Source organism: Mesorhizobium sp. P3_B5, from assembly GCF_056402815.1.
In genome coordinates this window covers 1-12,524 of the sequence record NZ_JBFUGR010000021.1, presented here as the reverse complement: position 1 = coordinate 12,524, position 12,524 = coordinate 1, and the positions used below count along the sequence as shown (strand labels likewise).

Here is a 12,524-nt window from a genome sequence, read left to right as displayed (position 1 = left end):
GCTGCTAATTTCTCCGCTTGTCCTCGACCGCGTCCCAGAACAGGCTGGCAATATCGGCGCCGCCAAAGCGCTTGACCTCGCGCACGCCGGTCGGCGAGGTCACGTTGATCTCGGTCATGTAGTCACCAATGACGTCGATGCCGACCAGGATAAAACCGCGTTCTTTAAGCGACGGCCCGATGCGGGCGCAGATCTCGCGCTCGCGCGCCGTCAGCTCGGTCTTTTCGGCGCGGCCGCCGACATGCATGTTGGATCGCGAATCATGCTCGGCCGGCACCCGGTTGATAGCGCCCACCGGCTCGCCGTCGATCAGGATGATGCGCTTGTCGCCCTTGCGCACGTCCTTGAGATAACGCTGCACGATATAGGGCTCGCGGAACATCTGGCCGAACATTTCGAGCAGCGAGGCAAGGTTGCGGTCAGCCTCGTGCAGATGGAAGATACCGGCGCCGCCATTGCCGTAGAGCGGCTTGACGATGATGTCGCCGAATTCCTTGCGGAAGGCGGCGACTTCAGCCGGGTCCTTGGTGATCAGCGTGTCCGGCATCAGGTCGGAAAACTCGGTGACGAAAATCTTTTCCGGGCTGTTGCGCACCCAGGCCGGGTCGTTGACCACCAATGTCTTGGGATGAATGCGCTCGAGAATATGCGTCGTGGTGATGTAGTTCATGTCGAAGGGCGGATCCTGGCGCAGCAGGATGACGTCCATTTCGGCGAGATCCGTGCGCGCCTTGTCGCCCAGCGTGTAGTGACTACCCTTCTCGTCGCGCACCTGCATCTCCTCGATGCGGGCGAACACCTTGCCGTCGCGCAGCGACAGCCGGTCGGGCGTGTAATGGAACAATTGGTGGCCGCGCCGCTGCGCCTCCAGCGACAGCGCGAAAGACGTATCGCCGGCGATCGAGACGGTCGAGATATGGTCCATCTGGACGGCGATTTTCAACTTCATGGCAGGTCTCCGGCAGCGCGATGGGCGACTGTCTTGCCTGTACAGCCTCGCCGTGCGTCTGCCAATCGCCACATTTTGAAGATTGGCATCAGCGCGCCGCAACCGGCCAGTTGAAGACAAGGCGAGGCTGCGCGTCATCGTTTTCTTAAGCCTTGCCGTGCAAGGGTAAGCGCCGAATTGCCCGCCGGAGATGCGTCTGCGCAGGGCCCTCGATGGAACAACGACCATGAACGCCGTCACCGCCATCCGCGCCGCCTCGGCCAGGGAACTCGAACTCACCATCCTCATGCCGTGCCTCAACGAGGCCGAGACGCTCGCCGTCTGCATCGGCAAGGCGAAGGCCTTTCTGGACAAATCAGGGATCTCCGGCGAGGTGCTGATCGCCGACAATGGCAGCAGCGACGGCTCGCAGGACATCGCCGCCGCGATCGGCGCCCGTGTCGTGCCCGTGCCCCAGAAGGGCTATGGCGCGGCCCTGCTCGGCGGCATCGCCGCCGCCAAGGGCCGCTTCATCATCATGGGCGATGCCGACGACAGCTATGATTTCGGCGCGCTGGAGGCCTTCGTGGCGCGGTTGCGCGACGGCGCCGACCTGGTCATGGGCAACCGTTTCCAGGGTGGCATCGAGCCCGGCGCCATGCCGCCGCTGCACCGCTATCTCGGCAATCCGGTGCTGAGCTTTGTCGGCCGTCTGTTCTTCCGCATCAAGACCGGCGATTTCCATTGCGGCCTGCGCGGCTTCAACGCCGAGAGCATTCGCAAGCTCGACCTGCAGACGACAGGCATGGAATTCGCCTCGGAGATGGTGGTGCGCGGCGCGCTGGCCGGCCTGCGCATCGAGGAGGTGCCGACCACGCTGAAGCCGGACGGCCGCAGCCGGCCGCCGCATCTCAGGACCTGGCGTGACGGCTGGCGGCATCTGAAGTTCCTGCTGGTCTACAATCCGCGCTGGATGTTCTTCATCCCGGGCGCGGTGCTCGGTGGCCTTGGCCTCCTGTTTGCGGCACTGCTGGTGTTCGGACCGCTGCGGGTGATCGACAATCTGTCGCTCGACCTCAACACCTTCGTCGCCGCCTGTTTCATGGTCGTCACCGGCGTCCAGCTCATCACTTTCGGCGCCATTTCGCGCTATTATGCCGAGATCACCGGCATTCTGCCGCCAAGCCACCGTTCCGGCTGGCTGGCCAGAACCATCAGCACCGACCGTCTGGCCGCCAATGCCGGTATCTGCTTTGCCGGCGGCGCACTGTTCTTCTTCTATGCCGTGGCGCGCTGGGCGCATCTCGGCTTCGGCCCGCTCAACGATTCGGAAATCCCGCGCATCGTCGTGCTCAGCCTCAGCCTGATCGTCATCTCATTCCAGGCCTTCTTCTCGGCGTTCCTGCTTGGCGTCCTGGAAATACCGGTCAAGCGGCTGAAAGCCGGCCAGTCTGGTGAATTGCCAGCCGATGGTCAGCCGGCGCGCGAAGCATGAACGAAGCGCTGCCAGCCTTTGTGCAGACGCGCCTGTTCCGGTTTGTGACCGTCGGCGTCGCGGCCGCATTGCTGCTGTTCACTCTGTCGTGGCTGCTGGTTTCGCTGGGCCTTTCGCCTTTCGTCGGCAGTCTCATCGCCTATGCGATCGCCTTCGTTGTAGCCTATGGCGCACAGCGCGGCTGGACCTTCGGCGGCCAGCACGATCACGCCCGCGCCATGCCGCGCTATCTTGCGCTGCAGGTCGGATGCGCGCAGTTTTCGGGCCTGGTGTCGCATGTCGCGGTCGCGCGTTTCGGCATGTCGCCGCTTGCCATGTCGGCGCTGACGACAGTCGCGGCCAGCACGGTGAGCTACGTTCTGTCGTCGCTCTGGGTGTTTCCGGTGCGCGATTAGAGCCTGATCCCGAAGCCGGTTTTCGGAAAGATCATGCTCAAACACGGTGATTTTTGCGACCGGCTTTACACTTTGTGAAGCGACCACCGCTAGCCTGCGCCGATCAACACAGGCCGAAAGCCCATCCCCATGACCATTGCCCGCACCGCGATGCTTTCCAAAGGGGATGCGCGCGCCTGGCGAACCGACCTCATGCTGGCGCTGCTCGCCACGCTGGTGGCATTGGCCATCAACGCCTTTGCCGGCTTCCCCGAACTGAGCAATGCCGGCGGCGATAATGACAGCCTGCTGCGCATGGTCGAGGTGCGCGACATGCTGGCCGGCCAGGGCTGGTTCGATCTGCATCAATACAGGATGGGGCTTGAAGGCGGCTTCGTCATGCACTGGTCGCGGCTGGTCGATGCGCCGATCGCCACCATCATCCTTGCCGTGTCGGCTCTGACCGGCAGCATGGCAGTCGCCGAAAACGTCGTGCAAGTGTTGTGGCCGGCGCTGCTCTTCTGTGTGGCGGTGTTTTACACCGCCCGCGCCGCCCGCAGCTTCGCCGGTAAAGGTGCCATGCTGCCTGCTATCGTCATCGGCGCCGCGGCGCTGCATTTCATCGGCGTCTTTTCGCCGGGCGCGCTCGATCATCACAATGTCCAGCTGACGCTGACCATGGCCAGCCTGAGCTTGCTGCTCGAGGCACCCGCACGGCGGTGGGCGGCACTGTTTTCGGGCCTGTGCGCGGCGCTGACGCTGGCCGTCGGCATGGAGACCGCTCCCTATGTCGCCACCATCGGCGCCTGCATGGCGATATTGTTTTTCGTCGACCTAGGCGGCGAATGGCGGATCGCCCGGGATTTCGGCATCGGCCTTGCCGGCGTCTCGGCGCTGGTGTTCGTCACCACCATTGCGCCATCGGCCTGGGGCCAGGCGCAATGCGATGCCTTCTCGACCGTGCAGTTCGTCGTCGCGGCATTCGCCGGAACCGGCCTTGCGACCATCGTTTCGGTCGAGGCGGCCAGCCGCACGCATCGTCGTCGGCTGATCTCGCTCGGCCTGCTTGCCGTAGTGTTGGCCGCTGTCGTGGCGGCACTGTTCCCGCAATGCCTGGCAGCTCCCTATGCGAACCTCGATCCGCGCCTCAAGGAATTGTGGCTCGACCACATCGACGAGGCGCAGTCGCTGTACAAACTCGTCGTCTATGATCCGGCTCGGGTGGTGGCGCGCTATGTCACGCCGCTGCTGGCGATCGCCCTGATGGCGCTTCGGCTCCGGCGCGGACCCTGGCGGCGGCAGGACAGCCTCGTCGGCACGCTGCTTGTTGTGGCGTTCATCGTTAGCGCCTGGCAGGTGCGCGGTTCGAGCTTCTCCCTCGCCTTTGCCGTCATCCCGCTGTCGGCATGGGTCGCCACATGGCGCGAACGCGCCAGAACCAGCCCCTCGCGAAGCGTTTCGCTGCGCATGGCCGCTGTCTGGCTGGCGTCGGTGAATGTTGTCTGGGTCGGCGCGGCGGCGGCGACGTCGGTAGCCTTCGAGGGCAGCACGGTGGCGGCCAAGGACGGCACCACCGATACCGCCTGCGAGAGCAAGGCATCCTTTGCACCACTTGCCAGGCAACCCGACACCACCGTGCTCGCCGTTTCCAACCTTGGCTCGCCGATCCTGGCCTATTCCGGCCATCGCGTCTTCGCCGGACCCTATCATCGCAACATCGCCGGCGACCTGCTTGCGCTCGATGCCTTCCTGGGATCGGCCGCTGACGCGAGGACAATCGTGGCGGCGCACCATGTCGGCCTGGTGGCGCTGTGCCGCGGCAGCCCGGAAAGCGAGCTTCTCGCCGCCAGGGCGCCGCAAGGTTTTCTCGCCGGGCTGATGCACGACAATGTGCCGGAATGGCTCGAGCCGGTAATGGAGACCAAGGGAGCCCCCGTCGAACTCTATCGTGTCCGGCAAGGTGCCTGAGGCATCCGTCCCTGAAAAGGGGCGGACATTTCATGCCATAGGCGGCCCTTTTCGACGAAAAAAATCGATTTCGCGATACGTTTCCTAAAGGGTTTGCTGCCAGTCTGGATATAAATTCCGAAATTCAAAACAGGGACACCGATGCAAACGACGTTTGGCACCGGGCAGGCAAGCAGGGAAAGCTCGGATCAGGCCTTCACGGATCCGTTGACCGGACTTGGCAATCACCGCCGCTTCTTCGACAAGGTCGACCGGCTGATCAGCGATCGGTCCGAGGACCCGGCGCCGTTCACCGTCGGCATTCTCGATCTTGATGGCTTCAAGCCGATCAACGACCTGTTCGGACACAAAGCCGGCGACGATATCCTGATCCAGGTGGCGATGCGGCTGCGCGCCTCGATGGACAGCTATTCCACCGTCTGTCGCATCGGCGCCGACGAATTCGCCTTCCTTTATCCGATGGTGTTCTCAGAAGACGCCGCGGCTGAAAAGTCGCGCATGCTGATCGAGATCCTTTCGGCGCCCTATGATGTCGGCGAACGCACCGCCAGGCTTTCGGCCTCGGTTGGCTGCTCGCTGTTCTATTCGGGCGACGAAACCACGGAAATTCTGGTCAACAAGGCCGAAACGGCTCTCTATCATGCCAAGCGTTCGGGCCGCGGCCGGGTTGTCGTCTACACCCGCGAGATGGAGGAAGCCGCCAAGCGCGTCACCCGCATCGAGCAGGCGCTGCGCCGCGCCGTCTCCGCCGGCGAGGTCGAGCCGCATTTTCAGCCCATCGTCGATTTGAACACCCGCCGCACCATCGGCTTCGAGACGCTGGCGCGCTGGACCGATCGCGACCTCGGCTCGGTGCCGCCGACGGTCTTCATCCCCATCGCCGAGGAGCGCGGCATCATCGGCCCGCTGTCGCAGCTGGTGCTGCGCAAGGCGACCGAAGCCGCGCGCAGCTGGCCGAAGGACCTGTTCCTGTCCTTCAACCTGTCGCCCTCGCAGCTCGTCGACCAGAACACCGGCCTGCACATATTGGCCATCCTCGACCGCAGCGGTTTCGACCCCCGCCGGCTGGAGATCGAGATCACCGAGACCGGCCTGATGAACGACCCGGCCTCGGCCGAGAAGATCGTCGAGGATCTGCGCCGCGTCGGCATCCGCGTCTCGCTCGATGATTTCGGCACCGGCCAGTCCTCGCTCGGACGGTTGCGCGAGTTCCATTTCGACAAGCTCAAGATCGACCGCGCCTTCGTCTCCTCCATCCTCGACGACCGGCCGTCGGAACACATCATCCGCGCCATCCTCGCCATGTGCGAGGGGCTCGGCATGGACGTGGTCGCCGAAGGCATCGAACAGGAAGCGCAGGCCGACCGCCTCGTCCAGTTCGGCTGCGCCGGTGGCCAGGGCTATCTGTTCGGCAGGCCGGCCGATGCCGACGCCACGCTCGGCTACCTCCGCGATTCCTATCGCGGCGCCTCGCACGCCAAGGCAGTCTGACCGGCGAGCTCGACGCCGTCAGCATTCGCACCGCACGCCCGGTGCGGCGCATTGTCGTTTTGTCTGACATATGCCCGCAAATCCGACGTTTCGCCCTTGCCCACACGACGTGTCTGGCTAGGATGCGCGCCGATCAGGCTGGGAGAGAACAGATATGATGCCATCGGCGGATTTTGCCGACCTTAGGGGAGCCTCGGTGCTGATCACCGGTGGCGGCTCCGGCATTGGCGCGGCGTTGACCGAAGGCTTCGTTCGCCAGGGCGCGAAAGTCGCCTTCATCGACATCGCCGACGGGTCAAGCACGGCACTTGCCGATCGCGTCGAAAAGGAGACCGGCTTTCGGCCGCTCTACTTCAAGACCGATTTGCGCGACGTCGAAGCGCTGCGCGCTTCAGCCGCCAGCGCTGCTGCGGCGCATGGCGATGTTACCGTGCTCGTCAACAATGCCGCGTGGGACGAACGCCATGCCGTCGAAGACGTGACGGTCGAGTTCTGGGACAACAACCAAGCCATCAATCTACGGCCGCATTTCTTCACCGCGCAAGCGGTGGCGCCTGGGATGAGGCGGGCCGGCGGCGGGTCGATCATCAACTTCACCTCGACATCCTACCTGATCAACCACCCCGACATGCCGGCCTACACCGCCGCCAAGGCCGGCATCCTCGGCCTCACCAAGGGCCTCGCCGGCAAGCTTGGCGTGGATGGCATTCGCGTCAACGCCATCGCACCCGGCTGGGTCATCACTGAGCGGCAGAAGGAGCTCTGGGTGACCGAACAGGCGCTCGCCGCCCATGTTGCCAAGCAGTGTATCAAGCAGGTCATGCTGCCGGAAGACATTGTGGGAACGGTGCTGTTCCTGGCGTCGGATGCCTCGCGCATGCTGACCGCGCAAATGCTGATCGTAGACGGAGGCTTCCTGTGAGCCAGGTTCCGGCAAGCAAGGTGCCTGCTGTCGCCGCCGTCGACTGGGGCACCACCCGCATGCGGGTCTGGCTCGTCGACGAGGCCGGAAAGGTTCTGGCCGAGCGCCGCGGCGATGACGGGCTGATCACCGCGCAACAGAAGGGCTTTTCGACAATTCTCGAAGGCCATCTGGTGGCCCTGGGTGCGCCCGAAGCGCTGCCTGTCATCATCTGCGGCATGGCCGGCTCCCGCCAAGGCTGGCTCGAAGCGCCCTATGTCACCGTGCCGTCGCCGCTCAATGCCATCCTTGCCGGCGCTGCCAAAGTTCCCGGTCAGCATCGCGACATCCGTATCGTGCCGGGGCTCGCCCAGCGCCAGATCGACGCGCCGGATGTCATGCGCGGCGAGGAAACCCAGCTTGCCGGCGCTGGTTTGCCGGCAAAGGGCCGCCAGCTCGTCTGCATGCCGGGCACGCATTCGAAATGGGTGCTGGTCGAGGACGGCACGGTCGCCGGTTTCGGCACCTGGCCGACCGGCGAACTGTTTTCGGTGCTGGCCGCGCATTCGATCCTGCGTCATTCACTGGGCGAGCAGCCGAAGCCGGTCACATCGGACAATCCGTTTTTCCAGGACTGGTGCCGCAAGGCGCTGGCCGAGGGTGGCGATGTCACCTCAAGACTGTTTTCCATCCGCGCCGCCGGCCTGCTGCAGGATCTGAAGCCCGACGATGCCGCCGCCTGTCTCTCCGGCCTGCTCATCGGCGGCGAGATCGCCTCGGCAAATCGCCGCTATGGCGCAAATACCGCGCCGGTCGTGCTGGTTGCCTCCGGCGCGCTGGGCACGCTCTATGCTGAGGCGCTCGGTCTGGCCGGACTTGCCATAAGGGCCGTCGACGCGGACGAGGCGGTGCGTGCCGGCCTGATCGAAGCCGCGCGTGAAAATGGCATGATCGGCCGAACTTGACTGATCGACAAGGCATGACCGCCAGCAACGGAGTTATCGCATGAACCGGACCGCACCTTTCCCAAAGCTCAGGCGTGGTCTGGTCGCCATCCTGCGCGGCCTCAAGCCGGAGGAGGCGGTGGCTGTTGGCCGGGCGCTGTTCGAAGCCGGCATCGAAGCCATCGAAGTGCCGCTCAATTCGCCGCAGCCGTTCGCGTCGATCGCCAGCATCGTCGCAGCGCTTCCCCAGACGGCGCTGGTCGGCGCGGGGACCGTGCTGACGCCGGACGATGTCGACGGCTTGCACGCGGCCGGCGGCAGGCTGCTGGTCAGCCCCAACATAGATGCCGAAGTCATGGGCCGTGCCATGCAGCATGGCATGGTGACGATGCCCGGCGTGTTCACGCCGACGGAGGCCTTCCAGGCGATCCGGCTCGGCGCCTCGGCGCTGAAATTCTTTCCAGCAAGCGTGCTCGGCGCGGCGGGCATTTCGGCGATGCGCGCGGTGCTCCCGGCGCAGACCCTGGTCGGCGCCGTCGGCGGCGTTTCGGAAAAAGACTTTGCCGGCTACAAGGCGGCCGGCGTCAGCGTGTTCGGTCTCGGCTCCAGCCTGTTCAAGCCAGGCTTGAGTGTTGACGATGTAGCGACGCGGGCGCACGCCGCCGTGGCCGCCTGGGATGCAGCTTTCGGAGCGGGCTCATGAACGAAACCATCGTTTCCGTTTTCTCCGACCATGTCTGCCATCTTGGCGAGGGGCCAAGCTACGACCCCGCCACCGATACGCTCTTCTGGTTCGACATCGTCAACAGTCAGCTTCTGGAAAAGCCCTTTTCCGGTGGTGCGCTGAAGGTCCATGAACTTGGCCAGATGGCCAGCGCCATCGCCATCATCGACGACCAGCGCCAGCTGATCGCCACCGAGACCGGCCTGCACGTGCGCGACGTGGCGACCGGCAAGCTGACGCTGCACACCGCCATCGAGGCCGACAATCCGCTCACCCGCTCCAATGATTCCCGCGTCCACCCTTGCGGGGCATTCTGGGTCGGCACGATGGGCAAGGGCGAGGAGAAAGGTGCGGGCTCGATCTACTGGTTCTTCAAGGGCGAAGTGCGCAAGCTGTTTGGCGACATCACCGTGTCGAACTCGATCTGCTTTACCGGGGATGGCGCCATCGCCTATTACACAGACACCTCGACCGGGCTGCTGATGCGCGTCGCCTGCAATCCGGCGACAGGCCTGCCGGCCGACGAGCCGAAAGTGTTCGTCGACCATCGCGCTTCCAAGGGGTATATCGACGGCTCGGTGCTCGACCGCGACGGCGTGCTGTGGAACGCCGTCTGGGGCGGCAAGGTCATCGAAGCCTATGGCCCCGACGGCAAGCTGCTGCGCTCGGTCGCCATGCCGGTGACGCAGCCGTCCTGCCCCGCCTTCGTCGGCGCCAAGGCCAACCGGCTGGCGGTGACCTCGGCCTGGAAGGGCAAGGACGACAAGCAACGCAAGCTAGACCCGCAGGGCGGCATGACCTTCCTGCTCGATATCGAGGTCAATGGCCGCTTCGAGCCGCGTGTGCTGATCGCCTGACGCCGGCGACCGGCGCTCCTCGTCCATGCGGATGCTGTCACGCAACCGCCCGGCACGGTCGGTTTCGCGAAAGCCGATTGTATCAACCGTGCGATGGTAGCCATATACATCGCCGGGAGAGTCCATGCCGCGCCACAAGCCGAAGCTGATCCTTGTCTACGAGCCGGAAAAAGCCTGCTTCAGCAGGCTGGTCGCCGACAGCCATGCGCCGGAGCGCGCCATGGAGATCGCCTCCTATCTGGCGCAGGCGACCGATCTGGCGCCTGAGTTCGACGCGCTTGCCGCGGCCTGCCAGAAGCGCGGCCTGTCCTTCGCGCCGGTGGCCCTCGACGATGCCGCGAAGGCACTCGCCGACGGGGACCCGAAGACCACGCTGGTCTGGACGTTGACCGACGGCATCGCCTATTTCCGCGGTGGCGCAGCACCTGCTTTGGCAAGGCTGAACGGGTTGAAAACCATCGGCGCCGACGATGCGCTGTTTGCGCTCTGCCAGGATAAGTTCCGTTCCGGCGCCGTGCTTGGCGCGCTTGGCCTGCCGGCGCCGCCGGCCGGCCTTGCCCGCGACGGTCACTGGCTGTCCGAGCCGCCGACCGCTCCCGCCGGCTGGTTCGTCAAGCCGAACCGGCTGGGCGCCAAGATCGGCATCTGGCCGGATTCGCGATGCCACAATCTCGGCCACGCGCTGGAACTTAGCCGGCGTGTGTTCGCCGCCTATCGCGACGACGTCGTCGTGCAGCCCTATGTCGCCGGCCGCAATGTACGCGCGAGTTTCCTCGGCCTGAAACCGGACACCGGTGCCGAGGGGCTCGGCATCGTTTTTGTCGATTCAGGCGCCGATTTCCAGACCATGGCGGACAGCCTGGCGCTCTATGGCGACACAGGCGAGGCGGCCAGAGCGGCGGGACACTACACTGAGCCTGTGCTGCTGCCGGTCGCCGACACTCAGCCGGCCGCCGCCGCAACAATCCGCCGCATTGCCGAGAGGCTGATCAGCGGGCTTGGCCTGCGCGATGTGTTTTCCATCGATCTCAGGGTCGAGGCAGACGATCGTGTCCATCTCATCGAATTCGAGGTCTGTCCCGGCCTGCCTTGCTTCGATTTTCGCGCCTATTGCCGCTCGCAATGGGGGATGAGCCTCGCGGACGCGATGGCCGAGACCGCCGCGAGCCGGCTGGTTGGCCAGGAAAGTCGCGTATAAAAGGCACAGCCGAAACCGTTAGGCTTTTTGGCGACCTGCAGCTCTGGCGGCGCGCCTTGACGCTCACTGCCTCGCCTCTAGTGTCGGCTGACGACCTCAAGCCGAAGGCCGCGCGATGAACACCACGCCCATCAGCCCCGAAACCCTCCACCATCATGTCAGGCGCATGGCTGGGCGCGATCCGCATGAGGGGCATCGTGTCGCGACCCCGCTCGAACTTCTGTTCGACCTGACCTTCGTGACTGCTTTCAGCCTCGCATCTTCCCAACTCGCCCATGCGCTGGCCGAAGGCCACTACGCCGCCGCTTTGCTCGGCTTTGCTTTTGCCAGCTTCGCCATCTGCTGGGCCTGGATCAATTTCTCCTGGTTCTCCTCGGCCTATGACACCGACGACTGGATTTTCCGTCTCGTCACCATGGTGCAGATGATCGGCGTGCTGGTGCTGGCGATCGGGCTGCCGCGCATGTTCGCTTCGATCGAGCATGGCGGCCATCTCGACAATTCCATCATGGTGCTCGGCTACGTCATCATGCGCGTCGCCATGATATTCCAGTGGCTGCGCGCCGCGAGACAGGATCCCGCCCGGCGTCGCGCTTGCCTGACCTATGCCACGGCCATAGCGGTGGCGCAGGTCGGCTGGGTGATGCAGATCCTGGCCGATTTCTCCGTGCTGGCGAGCTTGCTGTTCGGTGCGGCCCTGCTTGCTATCGAACTCGCCGGGCCAGTGATTGCGGAGCGTAAGGATGGCGGCACGCCCTGGCACGCTCACCACATGGCCGAGCGCTACAGCCTGTTCGCCATCATTGCGCTCGGCGAAGGCGTCGTCGGCACGCTGGCGACCTTGTCGGCCGTGGTCGAGGAGCAAGGCTGGAACCTCGATGCGGCCCTTGTCGGCATCGCCGGCATGGGGCTCACCTTCGGCATGTGGTGGGTCTATTACATGCTGCCCTCGGCGCCGGTGCTCCATGCGCACCGCAACCGCGCCTTCGTCTGGGGCTATGGCCAGATGCTGATCGTCGCGGCCATCGTCGCGACCGGCGCCGGCCTGCATGTCGCGGCCTACTTCATCGAGCACAAGGCCCAGATCGGCCCGGTGGCGACCCTGCTCTCGGCCGCAATTCCGCTAGGCATCTATCTCGCCGTGATCTATGCGCTCTACTACTATCTCGTCCAGCGCTTCGATCCCTTCCACATCTGGCTGCTGGCGGGAACGGCTGCGGTTGTAGCACTTGCGATCATCGCCGCGCTTGTCGGTGTCGACATGGCGGTTTGCCTCATCATCCTGACACTGGCGCCTGCCGTCACCGTCGTCGGCTATGAGACGCTCGGACACCGCCATCAAGCGGAGGTGCTGGCCAAAGATGAGCAATCGGCGCGGCACTAGAGCGGGATGAATTGAGGCTGAATCGGCGAGGATTCCCTTAGGCGTGCAAATCTGATTCAACCTTCTTGCTGAGACAAGGAGGTCAGCATGGATGGGCAAGCCTTACTCGATGGATCTTCGCGAACGGGTTGTTGCGTCGGTTGAGCGGGAGGGGCTGTCGCGACGGCAGGCCTCGGCACGCTATGGGGTTGGTATCAGCACCGTCATCAGGTGGGTGCAGCGGTTGCGCGACATGAGTAGCCTTGACATGAGTAGCCTTG

Annotated in this window: 12 protein-coding genes; 11 read left to right on the top strand and 1 reads right to left on the bottom strand. The window is 64.6% G+C overall.

Annotated elements, in window-relative coordinates; genetic code table 11:
- Positions 1–4: 4 nt before the first annotated feature.
- On the bottom strand, positions 5–949 hold the full coding sequence (gene gshB, locus AC1DVW_RS27995; RefSeq protein WP_477327450.1) for a glutathione synthase: 945 nt from the start codon (positions 947–949) through the stop codon (positions 5–7).
- A gap of 226 nt (positions 950–1,175) precedes the next feature.
- Here gshB and AC1DVW_RS27990 point away from each other — a divergent pair, with 226 nt between their 5' ends.
- The 11 genes from AC1DVW_RS27990 to AC1DVW_RS27940 all read left to right on the top strand — a co-directional run.
- Positions 1,176–2,423 (top strand): glycosyltransferase family 2 protein, encoded by a 1,248-nt coding sequence (locus AC1DVW_RS27990; RefSeq protein WP_477327448.1) that lies wholly within the window; start codon positions 1,176–1,178, stop codon positions 2,421–2,423.
- Positions 2,420–2,818 (top strand): GtrA family protein, encoded by a 399-nt coding sequence (locus AC1DVW_RS27985; RefSeq protein ID WP_477327446.1) that lies wholly within the window; start codon positions 2,420–2,422, stop codon positions 2,816–2,818. Before AC1DVW_RS27990 ends, AC1DVW_RS27985 begins: the two co-directional genes overlap by 4 nt.
- Positions 2,819–2,947: 129 nt before the next feature.
- Positions 2,948–4,765, top strand: a complete 1,818-nt coding sequence (locus tag AC1DVW_RS27980; RefSeq protein WP_477327444.1) for a GtrA family protein — start codon at positions 2,948–2,950, stop codon at positions 4,763–4,765.
- A 141-nt stretch (positions 4,766–4,906) separates the two neighbouring features.
- Positions 4,907–6,256 carry a putative bifunctional diguanylate cyclase/phosphodiesterase gene (locus AC1DVW_RS27975; protein ID WP_477240406.1) on the top strand — a complete coding sequence of 450 codons (1,350 nt, stop codon included), beginning with the start codon at positions 4,907–4,909 and terminating at the stop codon, positions 6,254–6,256.
- 154 nt (positions 6,257–6,410) lie between these two features.
- Entirely contained in the window at positions 6,411–7,178 is a 768-nt protein-coding gene (locus AC1DVW_RS27970) for an SDR family NAD(P)-dependent oxidoreductase (RefSeq protein WP_477327442.1), read from the top strand.
- Positions 7,175–8,122 carry a 2-dehydro-3-deoxygalactonokinase gene (locus AC1DVW_RS27965; RefSeq protein ID WP_477327440.1) on the top strand — a complete coding sequence of 316 codons (948 nt, stop codon included), beginning with the start codon at positions 7,175–7,177 and terminating at the stop codon, positions 8,120–8,122. Before AC1DVW_RS27970 ends, AC1DVW_RS27965 begins: the two co-directional genes overlap by 4 nt.
- Before the next feature lie 40 nt (positions 8,123–8,162).
- Positions 8,163–8,804 (top strand): 2-dehydro-3-deoxy-6-phosphogalactonate aldolase, encoded by a 642-nt coding sequence (locus tag AC1DVW_RS27960; RefSeq protein WP_477327438.1) that lies wholly within the window; start codon positions 8,163–8,165, stop codon positions 8,802–8,804.
- Positions 8,801–9,682 (top strand): SMP-30/gluconolactonase/LRE family protein, encoded by an 882-nt coding sequence (locus tag AC1DVW_RS27955; protein WP_477327436.1) that lies wholly within the window; start codon positions 8,801–8,803, stop codon positions 9,680–9,682. Before AC1DVW_RS27960 ends, AC1DVW_RS27955 begins: the two co-directional genes overlap by 4 nt.
- Positions 9,683–9,806: 124 nt before the next feature.
- Positions 9,807–10,880, top strand: coding sequence for a D-alanine--D-alanine ligase family protein (locus AC1DVW_RS27950; protein ID WP_477327434.1), 1,074 nt, complete (start codon positions 9,807–9,809; stop codon positions 10,878–10,880).
- A gap of 115 nt (positions 10,881–10,995) precedes the next feature.
- Positions 10,996–12,264 (top strand): low temperature requirement protein A, encoded by a 1,269-nt coding sequence (locus tag AC1DVW_RS27945; protein ID WP_477327432.1) that lies wholly within the window; start codon positions 10,996–10,998, stop codon positions 12,262–12,264.
- Between the two features lie 91 nt (positions 12,265–12,355).
- On the top strand, positions 12,356–12,524 hold a 169-nt coding region (locus AC1DVW_RS27940; protein WP_477327504.1), incomplete at its 3' end, for a helix-turn-helix domain-containing protein.